The following is a 23,370-nucleotide window of genomic DNA, read 5'->3' as shown; positions in this document are numbered from 1 at the left end:
GATGGAAGCGCAGGCGCAAACCGTCACCGCGATCACCGCCGCGGTCGACGAGACTGCGCTCGCCGCCGATTCGATGTCGAACACAATCGCAACCATTCGCGAGGATACTGAAGCCGTGGCAAGCGAGATCGACAGCGTCGGCAAGGGATTCGACTCGCTCGACGGCCAACTCGGCAACCTCAAGACCTCAGCCTCGGACTTCGCCACCAAGGTCGCGTAACCTTCAGTCCGCGTCGGGACCCAGCGTCGGGTCGAGGTCGCGGGGGCGCGTGAAGGCGACCAGGGTGCCGGCCCCCGGCAGGATATCCGCCCAGCGCGCGACGGGGAAGGTAATCACCGCCAGGCTGGCGGTCGGGAATTTCGCCTCGACCGAATCGCGCAGGCTGTCGCCGGCGCGGTCGGGCACGAGCAGCAGGACCAGTTCCTCCAGTCCCGGGTTGTGGCCCGACAGCAGCAGTCGGTCGGCGTCGTCGGGCGCCATGTGCGCCAGTTCGATCAGCATCGCAGGCACAGCGAGATAGGCGCGACGATCCCATTCGGGCTCGATCGCATGCCCATACCCGTGCGATATCGCCGCCAGCGTTTCGACCACGCGCGCGGCGGGGGACGCGATGGCGTGATCCCACCCGATCCCCGCATCGCGCATGTGCCGCCCCATCATACGCGCGGCGCGCTCGCCCTTGGCGTTGAGGCGCCGATCGAAATCGGGCGCGGCGCGATCGTCCCATCCCGATTTGGCGTGCCGGAGGAGGATCAGGGTTTTCATGCCGCCTTTTCGTCAGGTGCCGCTGGTCTCTTGCACGACGCGCGTGACCGAAGAAAGGCGCGATTGCACGCGCGCGACGGCTTCGTCGAGCGGCAAGCGCGCGATCGGCACGCCGGGCGGGAAAGCGGCGAGCAACCGGCTCGGCATTGCGGCCGATAGCAGCACGAAGGCGCCGCGATCGTCGGCCCGGCGGATCAGCCGGCCGAACGCCTGGGCCAGTTTGGCGCGGACGATGCGATCGTCGTACGCGCTACCGCCCCCCGCCAGCCGCCGCGCGCCGTGGAGCACGGTCGGCTTGGGCCAGGGCACGCCTTCGAGGATCACTTGGCGCAGCGATTCGCCCGGGACATCGACGCCGTCGCGCAACGCGTCGGTGCCGATCAACGAGGCGCGCGGCTCGTCTCGAAACATGTCCACCAACGTGCCGGGGTCGATCGGATCGACATGCTGCGCGTAGAGCGGCAGGCCGTCGCGCGCGAGCCGATCGGCGATCCGGGCATGCACCCCGCGCAACCGCCGGATCGCGGTGAACAGGCCAAGCGTCCCGCCGCCCGCCGCCGCGATCAGCCGGGCGTAAGCGTTGGCGAGGGCGGCAAGGTCGCCGCGCTTGACGTCGGTGACGATCAGCACCTCGGCTTGGGCCGCATAATCGAACGGGCTGTCGACGTCGAAATGCCCAGCGGCGCGGTCGAGGTGCGGCACGCCCGCGCGGGCGTCGGCGGTATCCCAGTCGGGATCGCCGCCCTTGAGCGTCGCCGAGGTGACGAGCACGCCGTGCGCCGGCTTGAGCACGGTCGCCGCGAGCGGGCGAGTCGGGTCGAGCCAGCGGCGGTGGAGACCGATGTCGATCTCGCGCCCCTCGATCCGGTCGACCGCCAGCCAGTCGACGAAATCGGGATCGGCCGGCCCGCCGATCCGCGCGAGCAGGCTGATCCACGCCCCCACCGTCTCGGTCCGCCAGCCGAGCGATGCGACCGCGGCCTCGACTCGCGCGCGTGCCTGGCCGTCGAGCCAGTCGGGGCCTTCCGCGAGCACCGCCTCCAATCGCTGGCCGAGCGTCATCAGCGGACGAAGCAAGGTCTCGAGCGCTTGCGCCGCGGCGGCGGCCGCCTCGATCAACGCCGGCAGCGGCTCGGCGAGTTCGGTCTCGAGCCCATAGCCGGCATCGCCATCGGCCGTGGCGCGTGCATAGACCATGCCGCGCACCGCGCTCAGCAAGCGCTCGATCGCGCCGAACGGCTCGCCTTCCGCCACCCGCTGCAGCCAGCCGTCGCTCGCCAGCACGCGTGCCGCCTCGACCGCATTCTGGATCGCCTGACCGCCCGCTTCGTCATAGCTGGCGACGTCCGACAGCCGCGCGGCGAGGCCCCGGCGGCGGCCGCGTGCGGAAGCCTCCGGTCCGACGATCCAGCGCCGTAACTCGATCGTTTCCTGCCCGCTCAGCGCGACCCCGAACATCGAATCGGCGGCCTCGAACAAATGATGCCCTTCGTCGAACACATAGCGCGTCGGGCGGCTGTTGGCCTCGCGGCCGCGGACCGCGTTGACCATCACCAGCGCGTGGTTGGCGATGACGATGTCGGCCGCAGCGCTCGCCCGAGCGGCGCGTTCGATGAAGCATTTCCGATAGTGCGGGCACCCGGCATAGACGCACTCGCCGCGGCGGTCGGTCAGCGCGGTCGATCCGTTGCGGCGGAACAGCGTGGGCAGCCAGCCGGGCAAGTCGCCGCCGATCATGTCGCCGTCGGCGCTGTACGCCGCCCAGCGCGCGACGAGATGCGCGAGGACGGCGGCGCGCCCGGCGAATCCGCCCTGCAATGCATCCTCGAGGTTGAGCAGGCAGAGGTAGTTTTCGCGCCCCTTGCGCGTGACCACGCGGCGCCTGCGCTCGGCGGGGTCGGGGATCAGCCGCGCGGCCTCGTGGTTGAGCTGGCGTTGCAGCGCCTTGGTGAAGGTCGAGATCCACACCGCGCCGCCCGCTTGCTCCGACCATAAAGACGCGGGCGCGAGATAACCGAGCGTCTTGCCGATCCCGGTCCCGGCTTCGGCGAGCATCATGTTGGGATTATCGCGTAAGCTTCGCGGGCCGAACGCTGCGGCGGCTGCTTCGGCGAACGCGCGCTGGCCGGGGCGCTGCTCGGCGCCCGCACCGGTGAGGTAGGCCAGCCGATCCGCCACCTCCCCGTCGTCGAGCGTCACCGCCTTGGGCGCGGGGCGCGGCGGCGCTTCGTCCCATTCGGGCAATTTCGAGAACAGCCAGCGCTCGGCCTGCGCCGGCCTGGCGATCCGCTCGGCGACCAACGGCGCCCACGGCCAGCGCAGCCGCGCCAGGCTCTGCGCCGCGGTCCACGCCCCCTCGCGTTCGGGCCACTCGCCTTGCGCGAGGTCGAGCAACGCAGCGGCAGCATCGCGCAAGACCGGAGCGATGCTCGCCTCATCCTCCGGCGGCGCCAGCGCGAGCATCCGGGCCAGCCCCCGCGGCGTCGGCGGCAGGAAGGTCGCGGGGCGAAGAAACGCGAACAGTTCGAGCAAGTCGAGCCCCGAAAGCTCTGGATGCCCAAGCCGCTGTCCGACCAACGGCGCGTTGAGCACGATCATCGGCGTGTCGGCCGCCCGCCTTATCGCCTCTCCGCGCCCGACAGCGCGCGCACCATCGGCGTCGGCGATCCATACGCCGGCGTGGCTGGCGTGGAGGGAGGGATAGGGGAGCAGCGACATCGCGATCGACGGTGCGCGATGCGGAACAGAATGGCAACCCTGAGCGCGGGCTTGCGCGGCCGGGCGATCACGTTACGGCGCATCGCATCATGACCGAAGATCTTCGCTCTGCCGCTCTCGTCTCCAAGGCCTGGCCCTACGAGGAAGCGCGCAAGCTGTTGAAGCGCTACCCCGACGGCGCGCCGGCCAAGGGGCATGTGCTGTTCGAGACCGGCTACGGTCCGTCGGGGCTGCCGCATATCGGCACGTTCAACGAAGTGCTGCGCACGACGATGGTGCGGCATGCGTTCGAGACGCTGTCGGACATTCCGACGCGGCTGATCGCGTTTTCGGACGACATGGACGGGCTGCGCAAGGTGCCCGACAACGTTCCCAACCAGGCGATGCTGACCGAATATCGCGGAAAGCCGCTGACCAGGATCCCCGACCCGTTCGGCTGCCACGACAGCTTTGCCGCGCACAACAACGCGCTACTGCGGCAATTCCTCGACCGCTTCGGGTTCGAATACGAATTCGTGTCGTCGACCGATTATTACACCGGCGGCAAGTTCGACGAAGCGCTGCGCGGCGTATTGCGCAATTACGACGCGATCATGGGCGTGATGCTGCCGACTCTCCGCGCCGAGCGACAGGCAACCTATTCCCCGGTGCTGCCGGTCAGCCCGCAATCGGGAGTCGTGCTTCAGGTGCCGGTCGAGGTGGTCGATATCGAATCGGGGATGATCCGCTTCGTCGATGAGGGCGAGACGATCGAGCAATCGATCTTCGGCGGGCAAGCGAAGCTGCAATGGAAGCCCGATTGGGGGATGCGCTGGGCAGCGCTCGGCGTCGATTACGAGATGCACGGCAAGGATCTGATCGACAGCGCAATCCTCGGCGGCAAGATCGCGCAGATCCTCGGCGGGCGAAAGCCCGAGGGGCTGATCTACGAGATGTTCCTCGACGAAAAGGGCGAGAAAATCTCCAAATCGAAGGGCAATGGCTTGTCGATCGACCAGTGGCTGACCTACGGCCCCGACGAGAGCTTGGCGTTCTACATCTACCGCGAGCCCAAGAAGGCGAAGTCGCTCCACCTCGGGCTGATCCCGCGCGCGGTCGACGATTACTGGCAATTCCGCGGCAATTATGCCGGGCAGCCGGTCGAGCAGCGGCTCGGCAATCCGGTTCACCATATCCATAACGGACCGCCGCCCGCGGAGGCGCTGCCGGTGACGTTCGGGCTGCTGCTCAACCTGGTCGGGGTGATGGGCGGCGATGCGACCAAGGACCAGGTCTGGGGATATCTCTCCAACTACGTGGCCGATGCCTCGCCGGAGACCTATCCGGCGCTCGACGATCTGATCGGCTATGCGCTTGCTTATGCCCGCGATTTCGTCGCGCCGACGCTTAGCCGGCGAGCGCCCGAAGGGGTGGAGGTCGAGGCGCTCAAGCGGCTCGATGATGAGCTTGGCGCGCTACCCCAAAACGCCAGCGCCGAGGAGATCCAGACGATCGTCTACGAAATCGGCAAGACCGGTGGGTTCGCCGAGCTGCGCGACTGGTTCAAGGCGCTGTACGAGACGCTGCTCGGGTCAAGCCAGGGCCCGCGCATGGGCAGCTTCATCGCGCTCTACGGGATCGAGAACACGCGGCGGCTGATCGCCGAGGCGCTCGCGCGGTAGCGTGCGCGCGTTCTTCGACTCGCGCCAACGCCGCCACGCGCCCGCGCGCGAGCTGCACAATGGTGGGTTCACCGACTACGCCGAGACCCCGGCGCGCGCCCAATCGATCTTGGCGGCGATCGGCGGGGCGGAAGCGCCCGAGGATCGCGGTCTAGGCCCGATCCTCGCGGTCCACGACGCTGGCTATGTCGAGTTCCTCCAGACCCTCGCCGAACGCTGGGCGGCGGCGGGACGGCCGGGCGACGCGATCGGCTATGTCTGGCCGGTGGTCGGGCGGCGGCCGCTGCGGCTCGACCGCATCGATGCGCTGATCGGGCGCTACAGCTTCGACGCCTCGACCCCGATCACCGCCGACACATGGACCAGCGCGTATTGGAGCGCGCAATCGGCGCTCGCCGCGACGCACGCGGTGCTCGACGGCGACCGCGCCGCGTTCACTCTGTGCCGCCCGCCCGGCCATCACGCCGGGGCGGATTATTATGGCGGCTATTGCCACCTCAACGCCGCCGCGGTCGCCGCGCAAGCCGCGCGCAATGCGGGCAAGGCCAAGGTCGCGATCCTCGACATCGATTATCACCACGGCAACGGCACGCAGGACATCTTCTGGGCGCGCGGCGACGTGTTCTACGCCTCGCTCCACGCCGACCCGGCGACCGACTATCCGTTCTACTGGGGCCATGCCGACGAAGTGGGCGAAGGCGACGGCCGCGGCGCCACGCTCAACCTGCCCTTGCCGCAAGGCGCCACGCTCGACGCTTTCCGCCGCGCGCAGGGCCGAGCGCTCGAGGCGATCGCGGCGTTCGGCGCCAAGCTGCTGATCGTGAGCTTCGGCGCCGACACCTATATCGGCGACCCGATCTCCGCCTTTCGCATCGAGACGCCCGATTACGCGATCTTCGCGCGCGACATCGCCGCCGCGGGCCTGCCAACGGTCATCGTGATGGAAGGCGGCTACGCGGTGGACGCGCTCGGCGCCAACGTCGCCAGTTTTCTGAGCGGGTTCTGACGCGTGGCGCTGGCCAAGGGCAGCGCAGGCTATCGCCGCCTGACCCTGGCGATGCTGTTTGCCGGATTCTCGACCTTCTCTCTGCTCTATTCGACGCAGCCGCTGCTGCCGCTGTTCGCGCACGATTTCGCGCTGAGCGCGGAAGCCGCGAGCCTGGCGGTCGGCCTCGCCACCGGTCCGCTCGCCATCGGCATCCTCGTCGCGGGCGCGCTGTCGGATCGCTGGGGACGGCGGCCGATGATGGTCGCGGCGATGTTCCTCGCGGGCGGGTTCACGCTCGCGACCGCCGGGGCGCCCGGTTGGACGGCGTTGCTCGCCTTGCGCTTTGCAACAGGCGTCGCGCTGGCGGGGGTGCCGGCGGTGGCGATGGCTTATCTCAGCGAGGAGGTCGACCCGGCCTCGGTCGGATCGGCGATGGGGCTGTACATCGCCGGGAGCGCGGTCGGCGGGATGGCGGGGCGGCTCGGCGTCAGCCTGTTGACCGACCTCGCGGGCTGGCGTGGCGCGGTGGCGGCGGTGGGCGTCGCGGGGCTGGCGGTGGCCGAAGGGTTCCGCCGCCTCGCACCCGAGTCGCGGCATTTCGCGCCGAGCGCACCTTCATTGGCCGCGACGGCAGGCGGCTTCGTCGAGCTGTTCCGGGACCGCGCAATGCCGTTGCTGTTCGCCGAAGCGTTCCTGCTGATGGGGGTGTTCGTCAGCATCTACAATTATGCCGGGTTCCGGCTGATGGCGCCGCCCTATGGCCTTGGCCATGCCGCGGTCGGCGCGATCTTCCTGCTCTATCTGCTCGGTTCGGCGAGCTCGACCTGGTTCGGCGGCGTCGCTGGAAGGCTCGGGCGACGACGAATATTCTGGATGCCGGTGGTGCTGTTGATTGCCGGAGTCGCACTCACTGCGGCGCGGCCGCTGGTGCTGGTGGTGGCGGGGATCGGGGTGGTCACGATCGGCTTCTTCGGCGCGCATTCGATCGCGAGCGCTTGGGTTGGGCGGCGAGCGCATGGTCGTCGCGGGCAAGCGGCGGCGCTGTATCTGTTCTTCTATTATGCCGGATCGAGCGTGCTGGGGTCGCTTGGCGGCGTCGCGTGGAGCCGCGGAGGGTGGCCCGGGGTGGCGTCGTTCTGTGGGGCGCTGGGTGGCGTGGCGCTGGGGTTGGGGCTGGTGTTGCGGACGATCGCGCCGCTGCCGGGGAACGAGATTGCACCGGCTAAGCCGTTGGGGACGGACTAAGGGGGGAGGGGGCGCGGGAGTGAATCCCGCGCCGTCGGCCAGCGCCTTCGCGCTACTGGCCGGTCTCGCTGTTGCGAGCGCGCCGCGCTCGCATCGTGGGCAGCTTGCGCTGCCCATTCCTACAGCTTCGACGTCAATTCCGGCACGATCTTGAACAGATCCCCGACCAGGCCGATGTCCGCGACCTGGAAGATCGGGGCGTCCTCGTCCTTGTTGATCGCGATGATCGTCTTGGAGTCCTTCATCCCCGCCAGATGCTGGATCGCGCCCGAAATGCCGATCGCCAAATAGACTTCCGGCGCGACGATCTTGCCGGTCTGGCCGACTTGATAGTCGTTGGGGACATAGCCGGCGTCGACCGCCGCGCGGCTCGCGCCGACCGCGGCGCCGAGCTTGTCGGCGAGCGGCTCGATCACCGCGTGGAAGTTCTCGCTCGACGCCAGCGCACGGCCGCCCGAGACGATCACTTTCGCGCTGGTCAGCTCAGGGCGCTCGAGCTTGGCGATCTCCGACCCGACATAGGTCGAGACATTCTGCTCAAGACCGGCGCCGTCGGTCGACACGACCTTGGCAGTGCCGCCCTCGGCCGCGGCCTTCTCGAACGCGGTGCCGCGCACCGTGATGACCTTCTTGGCGTCCTTGGTCTGGACGGTGGCGATGGCGTTGCCGGCATAGATCGGGCGCGTGAATGTGTCCTCGCTTTCGACCGACAAGATGTCGCTGATCTGCATGACGTCGAGCAGAGCGGCGACTCGCGGCGCGATGTTCTTGCCGTTCGAGGTGGCGGGCGCGAGGAACGCGTCGTGATCGCCCATCAGCTTGACCACCAATGGCGCGACCGTTTCGGCGAGCGGGTATTCGAGCGCGGCGTTGTCCGCGACGTGCACCTTACTGACGCCAACGATCCTGGCGGCTTCGGCGGCGACGCCGTCCACACCTTTGCCGGCGACGAGCAGATGCACATCGCCGAGCTTCGACGCGGCGGTGACCACGGCGAGCGTGGCGTCCTTGACGGTCTTGCCGTCATGTTCGACCCAGACGAGCGTCTTCACTTGGCAACTCCCATCGCCTTGAGTTTGGCGACCAGTTCATCGACATCGGCGACCTTGACGCCGGCGGTGCGCTTGGCCGGTTCGACCACCTTGAGCGTGGTCAGCCGCGGGGTGACGTCGACGCCGTAATCGGCGGGCGTCTTCTGATCGAGCGGCTTCGACTTGGCCTTCATGATGTTGGGCAGCGACGCATAACGCGGCTCGTTGAGGCGAAGGTCAGTGGTGATGATCGCGGGTAGCGTCAGCTTCTCGGTCTCCGAGCCGCCATCGACTTCGCGAGTCACGGTGACGCTGTCCGACGCGAGTTCGACCTTCGACGCGAAGGTCGCCTGGCCGACGCCGAGCAATCCGGCAAGCATCTGGCCGGTCTGGTTGTTGTCGTCATCGATCGCCTGCTTGCCGAGGATGATCAGGTCGGGCTTCTCCGCGTCGACGATCGCCTTGAGCAGTTTTGCGACGCCCAGTGGCTCGACCTTCTCGTCGCTGACCACCAGGATCGCGCGGTCGGCGCCCATCGCCAGCGCGGTGCGCAACGTTTCCTGCGACTTCGCCTCGCCGATCGACACGGCGACGATCTCTGTGACACCCTTGTCTTTCAGGCGGATCGCTTCTTCGACCGCGATTTCGTCGAACGGGTTCATCGACATCTTGACGTTGGCGAGGTCGACCCCCGTCCCGTCCGCCTTCACGCGGGGCTTCACGTTGTAATCAAGCACGCGCTTGACCGGCACTAGCACTTTCATTTGTTCACTCCTACCTCCCTCTCCCCTTGCGGGAGAGGGTTGCGCAGACTTGGGTCGCGCTTCTTCGGCGCGGCCCTAGTCGGAGCTGGGTGAGGGGTGAGCGGTGCGCTTGCGCCGCGCGAGCCTGCGGCTCGCTACCCCTCATCCAACTTCGGCTAGGCAGCAAGCTGCCAAGCCTTCGTATCCTTCTCCCGCAAGGGGAGCAGGTGAAATTCAAGCCGCCTTCTTCACCTCGGCGACGATCTTCTGCGCCGCGTCGCCCAGGTCGTTGGCCGGAACGATCGCGAGGCCCGAATTGGCCAATATGTCCTTGCCCTGCTGAACGTTGGTGCCTTCGAGGCGGACCACCAGCGGCACCGAGAGATTCACTTCCTTGGCCGCGGCAACGATGCCCTCGGCGATGATGTCGCACTTCATGATGCCGCCGAAGATGTTGACCAGAATGCCCTTCACGTTGGGATCGGCGAGGATGATCTTGAACGCCGCGGTCACCTTTTCCTTGGAAGCGCCACCGCCGACGTCGAGGAAGTTGGCCGGGAACATGCCGTTGAGCTTGATGATGTCCATCGTCGCCATTGCAAGGCCGGCGCCGTTGACCATGCAGCCGATGTCGCCGTCGAGCTTGATATAGGCAAGGTCGTACTTCGAGGCTTCGAGCTCGGCGGGGTCTTCCTCGGTCTCGTCGCGCAGCGCGGCGAGATCCTTGTGGCGGAACATGGCGTTCGAATCGAACCCGACCTTGGCGTCGAGCACCATCAATTTTCCGTCGTCGGTGACCGCGAGCGGGTTGATCTCGATCTGGCTCGCGTCGGTGCCGAGAAAGGCGTCGTAGAGCTTGCTCGCGACCGAGGCGGCCTGCCTGGCGAGATCGCCCTTGAGGCCGAGCGCGTCGGCGACGGCGCGGCCGTGATGCGGCATGAAGCCGGTCGCCGGGTCGATATCGAACGTGTGGATCTTTTCCGGCGTGTCGTGCGCGACGGTCTCGATATCCATCCCGCCTTCGGTCGAGACGACGAAGGCGATCCGGCCGGTGACGCGATCGACCAGCGCCGCGAGGTAGAATTCCTTGGCGATGTCGACGCCGTCGGTGACGTAGAGGCGATTGACCTGCTTGCCATGCTCGCCGGTCTGCACCGTCACCAGCGTGTTGCCGAGCATGTCGGCGGCAGCCGCGCGGACTTCGTCGAGCGTCCGGGCGAGCCGCACACCGCCCTTGGCGTCGGGGCCGAGTTCCTTGAACTTGCCCTTGCCGCGCCCGCCGGCGTGGATCTGCGCCTTCACGACGTAGAGCGGCCCGGGGAGTTTCCTCGCGGCCTCGACCGCATCGTCGACGCTCATCGCGGCGTGGCCGGCGGGAACGGGAACCCCGAACTTGGCGAGCAATTCCTTGGCCTGGTATTCGTGGATGTTCATGAGGGCGGAACTCGCGCCTTTTCGAAAGGTGGGAATGGTTAGGCCTTAAGCACAGCGGCGCTCGCGAATCTACCCCGCGAAACCGTCGGCCGGAGCGCCGCCGAGCTCGTGACGCCGCCGAGGAATTCTAGGATGAATCGTCGCATCGCGAGCGACGCGGCGCTATAGCCGGCGCGATGCACTGGGCCATTGGAATCTTGCTGTTCGTCGCGAGCGTCGTCGCGATGGAGGGGTTTGCCTATGTCATGCACCGCTGGGTGATGCACGGGCCCGGCTGGTTCCTCCACGCCAGCCACCATCGCGCACGGCTCGGCCGATGGGAACTCAACGATTTTTACGCGGTGATCTTTGCGGTCCCGTCGATCGTGCTGCTGCTCGGTGGAATGCAGCTCGGCTGGTGGTCGGGGTGCACGCCGATCGGGGCGGGGATCGCGGCATACGGCGCGATCTATTTCGGGTTCCACGATGTCATCGTCCATCGCCGCGTCGCGACACGATATCTGCCGCGATCGTCCTATATGAAGCGGATCGTCCAGGCGCACCGGCTGCACCACGCGGTCGAGTCTCGGCTCGACACGGTGAGTTTCGGGTTCCTGTGGGCGCCGCGGCCCGACGCGCTCAAGGCGGAGCTCGCGCGGCGTGGCCGTGCCGGGGTCCGGGCGCCCGCCGGGAACGACCGGGCGACCTGATCCGACCGTCGGTTTTCACCAATCCGGCCCCCTTTTCCTCGGCTAGGTCCGAGCCGCAAACAGGGGAGTGAGTCATGAAAATCGCGACAATGACGATCGCATCGGCGGCGCTGGTGCTGAGCGGGTGCGACATGTTCAACGCCAAGCTGCCGGCGAACGACGTCGACGCCGCCAAGACGTGCTGGCCGGTGGCAAGCGGCAAGGGCTACAATAACGGTAATTTCTCGCTTGCCGACATGTCGGAAGTGATCGGCTACGCCGTCGTCGTCGCCAAGGCCGAGCCTGGCCCCAACATCTTCGACAAGGTCAATAAGGTCACGAATACCAAGCCGACCGACGAAGAAACGCAAAAAATGAAGATGAACCTCGACAGCTTGCAGAGTCAGTGCCGCGCGCGCTTCCCGGTGGCGGCGGGTTCGGTCGCCCCCACCCTGCCGAGCGACTCGGTCGATAAAGCCAATTGGTGCGTGATGGCGGCGACCTTTACCGAGAGCCTCGCGCAAGGCGGCGTCCGCCTGACCGATGCCGAGAAGCAGCACCTCGACGCCGTCAAGCGCACGGCGACCGCCAATTTCAGCGACGCCGCGTTGGAGGCAAAGGGGTTCACCAGCACCGAGCAAGTGACCGACTATAGCCAGAAGCAAGCCGATACGATGATGGGCAACCGGCTCGACAAGGTCCTGGCCGCCTGTCCGACTAGCTGAAACGGCTTCGGTTCGGCGCATTTCGGATCGAATATTTGCCGAAATTTAACTGCTGATAACCACTATCGGCAGCTATGAACGCGCGTACTTTTGGTTTCGATGCTCCGATCGGCGGCGAGGGCGATCACCGCCGCCAGGAACGTGTGGGCGTGCGCATGCCCGCGCGGCTGCGCGACCGCGCCGCGAACAAGTACGACGTCCATCTGCTCGACCTGTCGGTCACCGGCTTTCGCGCAGAGGCGCATTACAGCCTCGATGCCGGGATGATCGTATGGCTGACGATCCCGGGACTGCAGGGGCTCGAGGCCACCGTCGCGTGGCGCCGCGCGGCGGTAATCGGCTGCAAATTCCGCCAGCCGCTCTATCCGGCGGTGCTCGACCACATCGTCCGCACGCTGAGCCGCTGATCAGTCGAACAGGCTCGACACCGAGCTTTCATCGGCGATCCGCCGGATCGCCTCGGCGAGCAATGGCGCGATCGTCAGGTGGCGGACCTTGGGCGACTGCGCGATGATCTCGTGATTGCCGATCGAATCGGTGATCACCAATTCCTCGAGCGCCGACCCCTCGACTCTTGCGATCGCACCGCCCGACAGCACGCCGTGCGTAACATAGGCGGCGACGCCGGCTGCGCCCGCTTCCTTGAGCGCCGCCGCGGCGTTGCACAAAGTTCCCGCCGAATCGACGATGTCGTCGATCAGGATGCAATAGCGCCCTTCGACGTCGCCGATGATGTTCATCACTTCGGATTCGCCGGCGCGCTCGCGGCGCTTGTCGACGATCGCGAGCGGCGCGTTGTCGAGCCGCTTGGCGAGCGCGCGCGCGCGCACCACGCCGCCGACATCGGGCGACACCACCGTCAGATTGCTGCCCGTATACCGCGCCAATATGTCGGTCGACATGACCGGCGCCGCGAACAGATTGTCGGTGGGAATGTCGAAGAAGCCCTGGATTTGTCCGGCATGCAAATCGACCGACAGCACGCGATTGGCGCCCGCCATCGTGATCAGATTGGCGACGAGCTTGGCCGAGATCGGCGTGCGCGACCCCGATTTGCGGTCTTGCCGGGCATAGCCGAAATAGGGGACAACCGCCGTGATCCGCTTGGCCGACGCGCGCCGCAGCGCGTCGATGCAGATCAGCAGCTCCATCAAATTGTCGTTCGCCGGGAACGAGGTCGATTGCAGGACGAAGACGTCCTCGCCGCGGACGTTTTCCTGGATCTCGACGAATATCTCTTCGTCGGCGAAGCGCCGCACCAGCGCATCGGTCAGCGGCATTTCGAGATAGCCGGCGACCGCCTTCGCCAAAGGCAGGTTCGAATTGCCGGTCATCAATTTCATGAGAGGAGGCCCCTTGGGTGTGGGGCTTTCTTAGGAGCGAGACCGCGAGCGGTCCAGCATCTGTGGATCGAGTCCGGGCGCGAAGTGAATTCGCGCCGTCGGTCGGGCAGAGCACCCGGCGCTCAATAGCGCCGCTATTTTGCTTTTCTCCGCGGCCCCGTCGCCGTCGGTCGGGAGTTTTCGCCTGAAATCATCCCCGGATGATTTCCCTTCGGCGAAAACTGGTGCGGCCGAGAAGACTCGAACTTCCACGGGCTTTCGCCCACAACGACCTCAACGTTGCGCGTCTACCAGTTCCGCCACGGCCGCACGTGATAGAATGCCGCCGGACGCGCCGGTGGCTGGCAGGCGAGCGCCCCTAGCAGCGGGTTCGGGGAAGCGCAAGCGCCGGTCGCGGGCTCAATCCCCCGGGGCGGCCGCGGCGAAGCTGAGCTTCACCGTCTTCGAGCTCGACGGCACGTCGAGCTTCGCGCTGTCGAAGCTCATCGATCCGCCCGGTGCGAGCGTGCGCTGATCGGGCTTGATCGTCCAGCTATAGACCAGCCGGTCCTGCGCGTCGCGGAGTTCGGCGCGGATGTCGGGGACGGACTCGCGCTGCGCGGTCGGGTTCTGCACCTGTCCGCCGATCGCGAACAGCTCGCTGCCATTGGGCAAGTCGCGGCGATCCGGCCTCTTCAAATTGACGAACTTGAGCGGGGTTTCGCCCCCGCCCAAGGGCAGCCCGAGCATCGCGGCGAAGCTGGGCAGATTGCCGAACAGCAGGGCGGCCGCCGCGATCAGCATGACCGCGCCTGCGCTCACCGCGGCGATCGTCCATTTCCTCGCCGGGTTGCGGCGCGGGCGAAACGGCGGCTCGTGCGCAAAGGCATCGTAATCATGATCGGGCGCGGCGTAAGCCGGGTCGGGAACCGGCGCGGGCGGCGGCGCTGTCGGGGGTTCGGCGACGGGTGCGATCGGCGCGCCGCCCGCGGGCGGCTGGAACCAGCTATGCTTGCAATTGGCGCAGCGCACGGTGCGCCCGGTCGCCCCGACCGCGCTGTCGGGGACCAAGTAGCGCGTATGGCATTGGCTGCATTCGAGGATCATGCTCGCGTCCCCGAACCCTTTCCCCTTTGGGTCCGTTCCCGTTTCCTAGGCAAGCCGCCGACTCGCGGCAAGCCTCCTGCCTTGATGGCCGCCCGCGTTACGTGCGATGGCGGTGGCGGGGCTTGGATTTAGCGGGTAGCGAACGCCGGTATGGCGAACATCGTGCAGTTCGAGGATGTGGGGCTGCGCTACCCGAACAGCGACGCCGAGACCTTGTCCGATGTGCACTTCACGCTGGCGTCCGGCGGCTTCTATTTCCTCACCGGTGCGAGCGGCGCGGGCAAGACGTCGCTGCTCAAGCTGCTTTATCTCACGCAGCGCCCGAGCTCGGGCACGATCCGGCTGTTCGGCGAAGATGCCGGCGCGTTGCCGCGCGGCCGCTTGCCCGGCTTCCGGCGGCGGATCGGCGTGGTGTTCCAGGATTTCCGATTGGTGCCGCATCTGTCGGCATTCGATAATATCGCGCTGCCCTTGCGACTGTCGGGGGTACCCGAAAGCGATGTCGAGGCGCCGGTGCGCGAAATGCTCGCCTGGGTCGGGCTGGCGGAGCGGGGCGAGGCCACCCCGCCGACGCTGTCGGGCGGCGAGCAGCAGCGCATCGCGATCGCGCGTGCGGTGATCGGCCGGCCCGAAATCCTCGTCGCCGACGAGCCGACCGGCAACGTCGATCCCGATATGGCGGCGCGATTGCTCCATCTATTCGAATCGCTCAATCGCCTCGGCACGACGGTGGTGGTGGCGACGCACGATTTCCACCTGCTCAGCCGGATCCAGAACGCGCACATGATGCGGCTCGAAGCCGGGCGGCTGATGGATCCGACGGGCGCTTTGCGCAATCCGCCGTCGAGGCCCGCGCCATGAGCGTCGCGTTGGTCGCCGGCGCCGCCGATCGCCGTATCCTCGACGAGCGCGGCGGCAGCCGCGCGATGACCTGGATCATGGCGATCATGCTGTTCCTGACCGTGCTGGCCGCGGCGACGGGCCTCGGCATGGTCAACGCCGCCGCCGCGCTCGATCGCCAGCTTGCCGGACGGCTGACGGTGCAAGTCGTCGACGCCGACCAGACCAAGCGCGACCGCGACACCGCGGCGGTGATGGCGGCGCTGGCGCAAATGCCCGCGGTCAAGCGCGCGACCCCGGTCGATCGCACGCGGCTGACCGATTTGCTGCGGCCGTGGCTGGGCGATGCCTCGAGCGACGCCGACGTGCCGCTGCCCAGCCTGATCGACGTCGATATGAGCGTGCCGAGCGAGGAATCGGCGGCACGCGTCGCGGCCGGCGTGCGCGCGGTGGCCCCCGGCGCGCGTGTCGACGCACAGTCGCGCTGGTTGTCGCCGGTCGCCGACTTCATGCGGACGATGATCGCCGCGGCAGTGGCGCTGGTGCTGCTGATGGCGGCTGCCACCAGCGCGGCGGTGCTGCTCGCGGTGCGCGCCGGGCTGGAGACGCATCGCGACACGATCGCGATCCTCCACATATTGGGATCGACCGATGTTCAGGTCGCGCGATTGTTTCAGCGGCGGATCGCGCTCGATACAATGGTCGGCGGCGCGATCGGCACGGTCGCGGCGATGATCGCGACTTGGGCGATCACGCGGCAAATGGCGAGTATGGGGTCGGAATTGCTCGGTGGTGCGGTGCTGGGGCAGCGCGACTGGTTGCTGCTCGCTGCGTTGCCGATCGTGTTCGCATTGGTCGCGACGGTCGCGGCGCGAGTCGCGGTACTGCGACGGCTGAGGCTCGTGCAATGATCGCGCGCCGCCTGATCGGCCTGTTGGTGCTGGTTTACATCCTCGGCTTCGTCGCGTTCATGCTGCTGTTGCCGCGCCCGCGCGAGGGCCAGACCACGGACGCGATCGTCGTGCCAACCGGCGCGGTCGGACGGATCGACCGCGGGCTAGATCTGCTCCAGCACCACCAGGCGAAGCGGCTGCTGATCACCGGCACCGCGCTCGGGGTGCGGCCGATCGACCTCGCGCTGCAATATCATGTGCCGGTGGCGCTGTTCGCATGCTGCATCGACCTTGGCCACGAAGCCGTCGACACGCGCTCGAACGCCAAGGAGACGGCGGCGTGGGTACGCACGCATGGCTACAAATCGGTTCGGCTGGTGACTTCCGATTGGCACATGGCGCGCGCTCGGATGGAGCTGAAGGCTGCGCTCGACGGCGATGTCGCGATCGTCGACGACGGCGTGCGGGGCGACCAGCCGCTCGGGCTTTTGGTGGTCGAATATAACAAGCTGCTGTTGCGATGGATGGCGCTGCGGACCGGGATCGGCGAGTGACGCTGATCCGCAATGTCGCGTTTGTGCTGGTCTTCTATGGACTGTCGGTGCCGATCGTGCTGCTGGCGCCGCTGTCGGCGCTGTTCGGGCGGCGCGCGCTGATCGGCTATGCGACCGGCTGGGCGCGGTTCCACCGCTGGTGCGCGCGCTGGCTGCTCGGCATTCGCGCGCGCTACGATGGGCCTCGCCCGGCGGGGCAGGTGTTCTTCGCCGCCAAGCACCAGTCGATGTTCGAAACGCTCGACCTGATCGTCGAGATGGACTCGCCCGCGGTGATCATGCGCCGCGAATTCGCGCGGATCCCGGTGTGGGGCTGGGCGGCTCAGCGATACGGCATCATTCTGGTCGACCGCGCGGCATCATCGAAAGCGTTGCGAGCGCTGATGCGCGAAGCGAAGAAGGCCAAGGAGAGCGGCCGGTCGGTGCTCCTCTTTCCCGAGGGTACGCGAGTGAGGCCGGGCGAGCAGCCACCGCTCAAGTCCGGGTTCGCTGGGCTCTACAAGATGCTCGACCTGCCGGTAGCGCCGATCGCGACCGATATCGGGCGGCTATGGCCGAAGGGCGGGCTGAAGTGCGCCGGCGTCGCGACCTTTCGGTTCGGCGAGCCGATTCCGCCGGGCTTGCCGCGCGCCGAGATCGAGGCGCGCGTGCACGCGGCAATCAATGTCTTGGATCGCAACCCCGGTTAATCATGCTTGCGTCCGAAATCGGGGGCTTCGTCGTCCTGGCCCTGCTCGACGATCCCCCGCCGGATCGCGCGGGTGCGGGTGAAGAGGTCGAACAATTCGTCGCCCTTGCCCCAGCGGATCGCGCGCTGGAGGCTGGTCAGATCCTCGGTAAAGCGCTGGAGCATGTCGAGCACTGCCTCGCGGTTGGACAAGAACACGTCGCGCCACATCGTCGGATCGCTGGCGGCGATCCGGGTGAAATCGCGAAAACCGCCGGCCGAATATTTGATCACCTCGGACCGCGTGACTTCCTCCATGTCGCTCGCGGTACCGACGATCGTGTAGGCAATGAGGTGCGGCAAATGGCTGGTGATCGCGAGCACGCGGTCGTGATGGTCGGCGTCCATCGTCTCGATATCGGCGCCGAGCGACCGCCAGAATTCGGCGACTCGCTCGACCGCGAGCAGCGGCGCGTCGGCGGGCGGGGTGAGGATGCACCAGCGGCCGTGGAAGAGCGTCGCAAAGCCCGCCTCCGGCCCCGACCGTTCGGTGCCCGCGACCGGGTGTGCAGGAACTATGGCATTGTGCGGCAGCGCGGCCTGCAACGCCGCGAGCACGCTGCCCTTCGACGAGCCGACATCGCTGACGATCGCCTCGGGCGGCAAATCGGGCGCGATCTCCGCCGCCACGGCGGCCATTGCGCCGACGGGCACGCAGAGGACCACGAAATCGGCGTCGGTCACCGCCGCGCCTGCCGTATCGGTGACGTCGTCGCAGAACCCCAGCGCGCGTGCCGTCTCGCGCACGTCGGGGTCGACGTCGTGCCCATTGACGCAAACCGTCGGCAGATGATCCTTGATCGCGCGCGCGATGGACGAGCCGATCAGACCTAATCCAATGATCGAGACGCGCGCGAACGGCAGCATTAGCCCGTCTTTTCGACCATCGCCCGCAACGCTGCGGCGACACCCCTGGTCTCGTCCGCGGTGCCGATGGTGATGCGAAGACCGTGCGGCAGGCCCTGCCCGGGCAGCCAGCGGACGATATAGCCGGCGTCCATCAAACCCTTGTAGGCGGCCTCGGCGGTCAGCGCGCCTTCGAACAGCACGAGCACGAAGTTGGCCTGGCTCGGCACCGCGCGCAGGCCGGCATTGCCGAGCTTGGCGATCTCTTGCGAGAACCAGGCGCGCCACTCGGCGTTGTGCGCGCGGGTGTGAGCGACGAACTCCTCGTCGCCAAGTGCGGCGATTGCCGCCGCCGTCCCCGCGATGGTGATCGAAAAGGGCAAGCGGATGCGGTGCATCGCGGCAATGATCTCGGCCGAGGCGTAGCCCCAGCCGATCCGTTCGGCGGCGAGCCCGTACATCTTGGAGAAGGTGCGCGTGACCAGCACGTTGGACGCGGTCTCGGCGAGCGCCATTCCGCCATCCTCGGCGTCACCTTCGATATATTCGGCGTAGGCATGGTCGAGGACGAGCAGGATGTCGGAGCGCAAGCCCGCGTGGAGCCGTGCGATCTCGTCGCGCGTCGCGTAGGTGCCGGTCGGGTTGTTGGGGTTGGCGATATAGACGATCCGCGTCTTATCGCTGACGCACGCCAGGATCGCATCGACGTCGGTCGCGTAATCCATATCGGGAGCGACCACTGGCACCGCGCCGACTCGCCGCGCGGCGATCTCGTACACCGCGAAGCCGTAATGGACGAAGATCACTTCGTCGCCGGGCCCGGCAAACGCACCCGCGGCGAGGTGGAGCACCTCGTCCGACCCGTTGCCGTAGATGATCCGCGCCGGGTCGAGGCCGTGCTTCGCGGCCAGCACCTCGCGCAATTCGATCCCGCTCGCATCGGGGTAGCGTTCGAGGTTGCCCGCCGCCGCCATGAACGCTTCGCGCGCCTTGGGGCTGGTGCCGAGCGGGTTCTCGTTCGACGAAAGCTTGGCGACCTTGCGGCCGTCGTCGGTGGTCGATCGCCCCGGCACGTAGGGCGCGATCGCCATGATCCAGGGTTTGGGTTGAGGAGCCGTCATGTGTCGCGCGCTATGCGCACCCTGTCGCCTTGGCAAGCATAGCGCGCTATGCCGGCTTGGGGACGGGGAGGGACGATGCGGGGACCGACGGCATTCTGGCAGGCGCTGGAGAGCGCGCGGCGGGTGAATTTGGCCGCCGCTGGCGAAGCCGCGCCGGTGCTCGGCGGCGACGGCCAGACCCGGCGCCAAGTGCTTCTCGCGCTGGCGGCGACCGCCGCGACGGCGGCGCTGCCGCGCCCGGCGCATGCGCTCGCCGGCGGCAGCGGCCCGGTGGTGATCATCGGCGGTGGGATCGCCGGACTGTCGGCGCTATGGCACCTGACCCGGGCCGGAGTCGATGCTCGGCTCTACGAAGCGCGCACGCGGCTCGGCGGGCGGATGTACACCGCCAAGGCGAAGGGGCAGCCGCCGATCGAGATTGGCGGGCAATTGGTCAATACCGACCATGCCGACATGCACGACCTCTGCCGCGAATTCGGCATCCAGCTGATCGACCGCAAGGGCGGCCAGCACCGCACAATGATCCTCGATGGCGGCAGGGAAATTCCCGAGGGCCAGTTGGTCGCGGCGCTGCGCGGCATCGCCGGCCAGATCGACTCGGATTCGGTGAGGCTCGACCAGAATTACGCCAGGGTCGCCGCCGAGCTCGACCGGATGTCGTTCGCCGGCTACCTCGACAAATACGCCAAGCTGATGCCCGACCGATGGGTGCGCGGCCTGATGGAAGCGACCGCGCGCACCGAATATGGCGTGGAGCCCCCGCAGGCCTCGGCGATCGAGCTCGTGTTCAACCTGCCCGCGATCGACGGGCGGCGGATCGACGTGCTGAGTCGAAGCGACGAGCGTTATTTGATGGCGGGGGGCAGTTCGTCGCTGGTCGAAGCGATGGCGGCGCGACTGGCGAGCCGGATCACCACCTATCGCCGCGCGACCCGCATCGACCCATTGGTAAGCGGAGCGCGCGTGACCTTTTCGAACGGGGAGAAGGTCGACGCCTCGGCGGTGATCGTCGCGGTGCCGATCTCGATCATCAGCCGGATCGGCTTCGGCGTGCCGCTGCCGCCGCTATGGCGTCAATTCAACGGCGAGGTCGGGTTGGGCAGGAACGGCAAGGTCCAGGCGGTGACGAATGCGCGGCCATGGGAAAAGCCGATCGGGCGCGGTGGCGAAATCTGGCAAGTCGATCATGCGGCGGGGTCGTCGCTCGGCTGGGATGGCGGGGTGCGGCCCTCGGCGGGGGCGGGCAGCGTATGGACCTGGTTCACCGGGGGCAGCGAAGTGACCGCCGCCGACCGCGCCGATCCGCGCGCGCTGGCGCTCCATTTCGCCAAGCTCGCGGAGAGTGGGGTCAAGGGCATGACCGCGGCGACCGGTATGACTGTACGGCGGACCAACTGGCATCTCGATCCGTTCTCGATGGGCGCGTACGTCAATTTCCGTCCGGGCCAGTTGACCAAGTTCGCCGGGCTGATCTGGACGGAAACCGACGGAGTCGCGTCGAGTCCGCTGGCGGCAGGGCCGGTGCATTTCGCGGGCGAGCATCTGTCGGACGCGTACCCGGGCTACATGAACGGCGGTGCGCAGACCGGGCGGCTCGCGGCGCAATCGGTGATCGCCGCCCGTGCGCCGGCGCGGCGGATGGGTTGAGTCGGCCCGCGCCAATCCCTAACCCGGCTGCCATGACCGACGATCAGCGTTTCGGCCTGTCGCGCCACGTCACCCTGCCGGGGCCGCTCGCGCTTGACGGCGGCGGTAGCCTCGCGCCGGTCGAGATCGCCTATGAAACCTATGGCAGCCTCGATGCCGACCGCAGCAATGCGATCCTGATCTGCCACGCGCTGACCGGCGACCAGCATGTCGCCGGCGACCATCCGGTAACCGGCAAGCCCGGCTGGTGGGAAAGGATGGTCGGGCCGGTCAAGCCGATCGACCCGGCGCGACATTTCGTCGTCTGCGCCAACGTGCTGGGAAGCTGCATGGGATCGTCGGGGCCGGCTTCGACCGATCCGATGACGGGGAAACCCTATGCGATGGCGTTCCCGGTGATCACGATCCGCGACATGGTGCGCGCGCACGCTCTGCTGCTCGACCATCTCGGGATCGACCGCGTGACCGTGGTCGGCGGATCGATGGGCGGGATGCAGGCGCTGAGCTGGGCGGCGACCTATCCGGCGCGCGTCACCAAGGCGGTGGTGATCGCCGCGACCGCGCGCCACACCGCGCAGAACATCGCGTTCCACGAAGTTGGGCGTCAGGCGATCATGGCCGATCCGCAATGGCGCGGCGGCGACTATTATGGGCATGGCGCCGGCCCGACCGCAGGACTCGCGGTGGCGCGGATGGCGGCGCATATCACCTATCTGTCGGAGGCCGGGCTCACGGAGAAATTCGGGCGAAGGCTGCAGGCGCGTGAAGCGAAGAGCTTCGGGTTCGACGCCGATTTCCAGGTCGAAAGCTACCTGCGCCACCAGGGCCTGTCGTTCACCGACCGGTTCGACGCCAACGCCTATCTCTACATCACCCGAGCGATGGACTATTTCGACCTGGCGGAGGAGCACGATGGGCTGCTCGCCAATGCATTCAAGGGCATCAGGACCCGGTTTGCGGTGGTCAGCTTCGACACCGACTGGCTCTATCCCACCGCCGAATCGCGAATCATCGTCCAGGCGCTCAACGCGGCGGGCGCGGCGGTGAGTTTCGTCGAGCTGTCGAGTCCATACGGTCACGACGCGTTCCTGCTCGATTCTCCGGAATTGAACCGCGTGGTCGATGGGTTCCTGAGCGCAGCATGAGCCTGCGTCCCGACCTCGTGGTGATCGCCGCCAACGTCGCCAAGGGCAGCCGAGTGCTCGACGTCGGCTGCGGCGACGGCGCGCTGATGGCGGCGCTGCGCGATGAGCGTGGCTGCGACTCGCGCGGGCTCGAGCTCGATGCCGGCGACGTCGCCAGCGCGGTCGCGCGCGGTTTGAGCGTCGTGCAGGGGGACGCCGACACGGATCTGACCGGTTATCCCGACGACTCGTTCGACTATGCCATTCTCAGCCAAACGCTCCAGACCACGCGCGCCCCCGATGCGGTGCTCGACCATCTGCTGCGAATCGGGCGCAAGGCGTTCGTGTCGTTCCCCAATTTCGCCCACTGGCGGGTGCGCGCGTCGTTGCTGTGGGGCGGGCGGATGCCGGTCACGCGGCTGCTGCCGGTCGCGTGGTACGCGACGCCCAACATCCATCACGTTACGATCGACGATTTCCGCGCGCTGCTGAAGGAGCGCGGCATCACCATCGAGCAGGGCTGGTTCCTGTCGGGCGACCAGCGCACCAGCGCGACGCTGGCGAACTTGCTCGCCGAACATGCGGTGTTCTTGCTAAGCCGCTAGTATCAACGCCGCCGGCCAGTCTGGTGGTTCGCTTCGCAAAACGGCGGCCGGAGCCGCCTCCACTGCGCCTAGAACGGCACGTCGTCGTCGAGGTCGTCGGCGAAGCCGCCGCCGCCGAAGCCGCCGCCGCTCGATCCGCCGCTCTGGCCACCGCGCCCGCCGCCGAAGTCGTTGCCGCCGCCGCTGCCGCCGCTCCAATCGTCACGCCCGCTGCCGCCCGACGAGCCGCCGCCGCCGCCCTGGCCCGGCGCGCCATCGAGCATCGTCAGCACCGAATTGAAGCCCTGGAGCACGATCTCGGTCGAATATTTCTCGACGCCGGCCTGGTCGGTCCATTTGCGCGTCTGCAGCGCGCCCTCGATATAGACCTTGCTGCCCTTGCGCAGATAGCGCTCGGCGACGTTGGCGAGACCTTCGTTGAAGATCGCGACCGAATGCCATTCGGTCTTTTCCTTGCGCTCGCCGCTATTCTTGTCCTTCCAGTTTTCGCTGGTGGCGATGCGCAGGTTCACCACCTTGCCGCCGTTCTGGAACGACCGGCTTTCGGGGTCGCGCCCCAGATTGCCGACGAGAATGACCTTGTTGACGCTGCCCGCCATAATTTC

23 protein-coding genes, 1 tRNA gene and 1 pseudogene are annotated in these 23,370 nt (G+C 67.5%); 14 read left to right on the top strand and 11 right to left on the bottom strand.

Features of this window, described 5'->3' with window-relative positions; translation table 11 throughout:
* Nucleotides 1–220 (top strand): annotated as a pseudogene (locus VH326_RS12840) (chemotaxis protein); the annotation flags it as partial.
* Between the two features lie 3 nt (nt 221–223).
* Here the strand turns inward: VH326_RS12840 and VH326_RS12835 are convergent.
* Complete coding sequence (locus tag VH326_RS12835; protein ID WP_329632228.1) at nt 224–766, bottom strand: SixA phosphatase family protein; 543 nt, start codon at nt 764–766, stop codon at nt 224–226.
* Between the two features lie 12 nt (nt 767–778).
* The gene (locus VH326_RS12830; protein WP_329632227.1) at nt 779–3,484 is read right to left on the bottom strand and encodes an ATP-dependent DNA helicase; all 2,706 of its coding nucleotides are present in this window, start codon (nt 3,482–3,484) and stop codon (nt 779–781) included.
* Nucleotides 3,485–3,573: 89 nt separating this feature from the next.
* On the opposite strand from VH326_RS12830, the gene VH326_RS12825 reads away from it, so the two are divergent.
* The 3 genes from VH326_RS12825 to VH326_RS12815 are packed head-to-tail and all read left to right on the top strand — an operon-like array spanning nt 3,574 to nt 7,378.
* Nucleotides 3,574–5,145 (top strand): lysine--tRNA ligase, encoded by a 1,572-nt coding sequence (locus tag VH326_RS12825; RefSeq protein ID WP_329632226.1) that lies wholly within the window; start codon nt 3,574–3,576, stop codon nt 5,143–5,145.
* A gap of 1 nt (nt 5,146) precedes the next feature.
* On the top strand, nt 5,147–6,151 hold the full coding sequence (locus tag VH326_RS12820) for a histone deacetylase family protein (protein ID WP_329632225.1): 1,005 nt from the start codon (nt 5,147–5,149) through the stop codon (nt 6,149–6,151).
* A 3-nt stretch (nt 6,152–6,154) separates the two neighbouring features.
* Nucleotides 6,155–7,378, top strand: a complete 1,224-nt coding sequence (locus VH326_RS12815; RefSeq protein WP_329632224.1) for an MFS transporter — start codon at nt 6,155–6,157, stop codon at nt 7,376–7,378.
* 119 nt (nt 7,379–7,497) lie between these two features.
* On the opposite strand, the gene VH326_RS12810 is transcribed toward VH326_RS12815, so the two are convergent.
* The 3 genes from VH326_RS12810 to sucC form a co-directional block, all read right to left on the bottom strand.
* Entirely contained in the window at nt 7,498–8,430 is a 933-nt protein-coding gene (locus tag VH326_RS12810) for an electron transfer flavoprotein subunit alpha/FixB family protein (RefSeq protein ID WP_329632223.1), read from the bottom strand.
* Nucleotides 8,427–9,173, bottom strand: coding sequence for an electron transfer flavoprotein subunit beta/FixA family protein (locus tag VH326_RS12805; RefSeq protein ID WP_329632222.1), 747 nt, complete (start codon nt 9,171–9,173; stop codon nt 8,427–8,429). The genes VH326_RS12810 and VH326_RS12805 overlap by 4 nt, the downstream gene beginning before the upstream one ends.
* A gap of 213 nt (nt 9,174–9,386) precedes the next feature.
* Entirely contained in the window at nt 9,387–10,586 is a 1,200-nt protein-coding gene (gene sucC / locus VH326_RS12800; protein WP_329632221.1) for an ADP-forming succinate--CoA ligase subunit beta, read from the bottom strand.
* A gap of 176 nt (nt 10,587–10,762) precedes the next feature.
* Between sucC and VH326_RS12795 the strand changes: the two genes are divergently transcribed.
* From VH326_RS12795 to VH326_RS12785, 3 genes are all read left to right on the top strand, one after another.
* Nucleotides 10,763–11,275 (top strand): beta-carotene hydroxylase, encoded by a 513-nt coding sequence (locus tag VH326_RS12795; RefSeq protein WP_329632220.1) that lies wholly within the window; start codon nt 10,763–10,765, stop codon nt 11,273–11,275.
* Between the two features lie 74 nt (nt 11,276–11,349).
* Nucleotides 11,350–11,979, top strand: coding sequence for a hypothetical protein (locus VH326_RS12790; RefSeq protein ID WP_329632219.1), 630 nt, complete (start codon nt 11,350–11,352; stop codon nt 11,977–11,979).
* 74 nt (nt 11,980–12,053) lie between these two features.
* Nucleotides 12,054–12,386 carry a PilZ domain-containing protein gene (locus VH326_RS12785; RefSeq protein WP_329632218.1) on the top strand — a complete coding sequence of 111 codons (333 nt, stop codon included), beginning with the start codon at nt 12,054–12,056 and terminating at the stop codon, nt 12,384–12,386.
* Here VH326_RS12785 and VH326_RS12780 read toward each other — a convergent pair whose 3' ends face one another.
* The 3 genes from VH326_RS12780 to VH326_RS12770 form a co-directional block, all read right to left on the bottom strand.
* On the bottom strand, nt 12,387–13,322 hold the full coding sequence (locus VH326_RS12780; RefSeq protein ID WP_329632217.1) for a ribose-phosphate pyrophosphokinase: 936 nt from the start codon (nt 13,320–13,322) through the stop codon (nt 12,387–12,389).
* A gap of 222 nt (nt 13,323–13,544) precedes the next feature.
* A tRNA-Leu gene (locus VH326_RS12775) sits at nt 13,545–13,631 on the bottom strand.
* 90 nt (nt 13,632–13,721) lie between these two features.
* Nucleotides 13,722–14,408, bottom strand: coding sequence for a zinc-ribbon domain-containing protein (locus VH326_RS12770; RefSeq protein WP_329632216.1), 687 nt, complete (start codon nt 14,406–14,408; stop codon nt 13,722–13,724).
* Between the two features lie 150 nt (nt 14,409–14,558).
* On the opposite strand from VH326_RS12770, the gene ftsE reads away from it, so the two are divergent.
* The 4 genes from ftsE to VH326_RS12750 are packed head-to-tail and all read left to right on the top strand — an operon-like array spanning nt 14,559 to nt 17,384.
* Nucleotides 14,559–15,269, top strand: a complete 711-nt coding sequence (gene ftsE, locus VH326_RS12765; RefSeq protein WP_329632215.1) for a cell division ATP-binding protein FtsE — start codon at nt 14,559–14,561, stop codon at nt 15,267–15,269.
* Nucleotides 15,266–16,159 (top strand): cell division protein FtsX, encoded by an 894-nt coding sequence (locus VH326_RS12760; RefSeq protein WP_329632214.1) that lies wholly within the window; start codon nt 15,266–15,268, stop codon nt 16,157–16,159. The genes ftsE and VH326_RS12760 overlap by 4 nt, the downstream gene beginning before the upstream one ends.
* Nucleotides 16,159–16,695, top strand: a complete 537-nt coding sequence (locus VH326_RS12755; protein WP_414714281.1) for a YdcF family protein — start codon at nt 16,159–16,161, stop codon at nt 16,693–16,695. Before VH326_RS12760 ends, VH326_RS12755 begins: the two co-directional genes overlap by 1 nt.
* Nucleotides 16,692–17,384: a lysophospholipid acyltransferase family protein gene (locus VH326_RS12750; RefSeq protein WP_329632212.1), complete on the top strand. Its 693-nt coding sequence runs from the start codon at nt 16,692–16,694 to the stop codon at nt 17,382–17,384. The genes VH326_RS12755 and VH326_RS12750 overlap by 4 nt, the downstream gene beginning before the upstream one ends.
* On the opposite strand, the gene VH326_RS12745 is transcribed toward VH326_RS12750, so the two are convergent.
* A complete protein-coding gene (locus VH326_RS12745) occupies nt 17,381–18,289 on the bottom strand; it encodes a prephenate/arogenate dehydrogenase family protein (RefSeq protein ID WP_329632211.1) in 909 nt (302 codons plus the stop codon). The genes VH326_RS12750 and VH326_RS12745 overlap by 4 nt on opposite strands.
* The gene (gene hisC / locus VH326_RS12740) at nt 18,289–19,389 is read right to left on the bottom strand and encodes a histidinol-phosphate transaminase (protein WP_329632210.1); all 1,101 of its coding nucleotides are present in this window, start codon (nt 19,387–19,389) and stop codon (nt 18,289–18,291) included. The genes VH326_RS12745 and hisC overlap by 1 nt, the downstream gene beginning before the upstream one ends.
* Nucleotides 19,390–19,464: 75 nt before the next feature.
* Here hisC and VH326_RS12735 point away from each other — a divergent pair, with 75 nt between their 5' ends.
* The 3 genes from VH326_RS12735 to metW are packed head-to-tail and all read left to right on the top strand — an operon-like array spanning nt 19,465 to nt 22,765.
* The gene (locus tag VH326_RS12735) at nt 19,465–21,036 is read left to right on the top strand and encodes a flavin monoamine oxidase family protein (protein WP_329632209.1); all 1,572 of its coding nucleotides are present in this window, start codon (nt 19,465–19,467) and stop codon (nt 21,034–21,036) included.
* A 32-nt stretch (nt 21,037–21,068) separates the two neighbouring features.
* Nucleotides 21,069–22,181: a homoserine O-acetyltransferase MetX gene (gene metX, locus VH326_RS12730; RefSeq protein ID WP_329632208.1), complete on the top strand. Its 1,113-nt coding sequence runs from the start codon at nt 21,069–21,071 to the stop codon at nt 22,179–22,181.
* Nucleotides 22,178–22,765, top strand: a complete 588-nt coding sequence (gene metW / locus VH326_RS12725; protein ID WP_329632207.1) for a methionine biosynthesis protein MetW — start codon at nt 22,178–22,180, stop codon at nt 22,763–22,765. Before metX ends, metW begins: the two co-directional genes overlap by 4 nt.
* Before the next feature lie 68 nt (nt 22,766–22,833).
* On the opposite strand, the gene ssb is transcribed toward metW, so the two are convergent.
* Nucleotides 22,834–23,364 carry a single-stranded DNA-binding protein gene (gene ssb, locus VH326_RS12720; protein WP_329632206.1) on the bottom strand — a complete coding sequence of 177 codons (531 nt, stop codon included), beginning with the start codon at nt 23,362–23,364 and terminating at the stop codon, nt 22,834–22,836.
* Between the last annotated feature and the right edge of the window lie 6 nt (nt 23,365–23,370).

Origin of the sequence: Sphingomonas sp. (assembly GCF_036269755.1) — a bacterium.
Lineage (GTDB): Bacteria > Pseudomonadota > Alphaproteobacteria > Sphingomonadales > Sphingomonadaceae > Sphingomonas.
The sequence above is the reverse complement of the archived record's forward strand: the minus strand, read 5'-3'. Positions and strand labels throughout refer to the sequence as shown.

What these genes read in the sequence shown, in the direction of transcription:
- VH326_RS12825 (WP_329632226.1), top strand. Translation starts at nt 3,574, where the DNA reads ATGACCGAAGATCTTCGCTCTGCCGCTCTCGTCTCCAAGGCCTGGCCC.
- VH326_RS12745 (WP_329632211.1), bottom strand. Translation starts at nt 18,289, where the DNA reads ATGCTGCCGTTCGCGCGCGTCTCGATCATTGGATTAGGTCTGATCGGC.
- VH326_RS12760 (WP_329632214.1), top strand. Translation starts at nt 15,266, where the DNA reads ATGAGCGTCGCGTTGGTCGCCGGCGCCGCCGATCGCCGTATCCTCGAC.
- metW (WP_329632207.1), top strand. Translation starts at nt 22,178, where the DNA reads ATGAGCCTGCGTCCCGACCTCGTGGTGATCGCCGCCAACGTCGCCAAG.
- VH326_RS12785 (WP_329632218.1), top strand. Translation starts at nt 12,054, where the DNA reads ATGAACGCGCGTACTTTTGGTTTCGATGCTCCGATCGGCGGCGAGGGC.
- sucC (WP_329632221.1), bottom strand. Translation starts at nt 10,586, where the DNA reads ATGAACATCCACGAATACCAGGCCAAGGAATTGCTCGCCAAGTTCGGG.
- ftsE (WP_329632215.1), top strand. Translation starts at nt 14,559, where the DNA reads ATGGCGAACATCGTGCAGTTCGAGGATGTGGGGCTGCGCTACCCGAAC.
- VH326_RS12790 (WP_329632219.1), top strand. Translation starts at nt 11,350, where the DNA reads ATGAAAATCGCGACAATGACGATCGCATCGGCGGCGCTGGTGCTGAGC.
- ssb (WP_329632206.1), bottom strand. Translation starts at nt 23,364, where the DNA reads ATGGCGGGCAGCGTCAACAAGGTCATTCTCGTCGGCAATCTGGGGCGC.
- VH326_RS12770 (WP_329632216.1), bottom strand. Translation starts at nt 14,408, where the DNA reads ATGATCCTCGAATGCAGCCAATGCCATACGCGCTACTTGGTCCCCGAC.
- VH326_RS12795 (WP_329632220.1), top strand. Translation starts at nt 10,763, where the DNA reads ATGCACTGGGCCATTGGAATCTTGCTGTTCGTCGCGAGCGTCGTCGCG.
- hisC (WP_329632210.1), bottom strand. Translation starts at nt 19,389, where the DNA reads ATGACGGCTCCTCAACCCAAACCCTGGATCATGGCGATCGCGCCCTAC.
- VH326_RS12835 (WP_329632228.1), bottom strand. Translation starts at nt 766, where the DNA reads ATGAAAACCCTGATCCTCCTCCGGCACGCCAAATCGGGATGGGACGAT.
- metX (WP_329632208.1), top strand. Translation starts at nt 21,069, where the DNA reads ATGACCGACGATCAGCGTTTCGGCCTGTCGCGCCACGTCACCCTGCCG.
- VH326_RS12830 (WP_329632227.1), bottom strand. Translation starts at nt 3,484, where the DNA reads ATGTCGCTGCTCCCCTATCCCTCCCTCCACGCCAGCCACGCCGGCGTA.
- VH326_RS12805 (WP_329632222.1), bottom strand. Translation starts at nt 9,173, where the DNA reads ATGAAAGTGCTAGTGCCGGTCAAGCGCGTGCTTGATTACAACGTGAAG.
- VH326_RS12735 (WP_329632209.1), top strand. Translation starts at nt 19,465, where the DNA reads ATGCGGGGACCGACGGCATTCTGGCAGGCGCTGGAGAGCGCGCGGCGG.
- VH326_RS12780 (WP_329632217.1), bottom strand. Translation starts at nt 13,322, where the DNA reads ATGAAATTGATGACCGGCAATTCGAACCTGCCTTTGGCGAAGGCGGTC.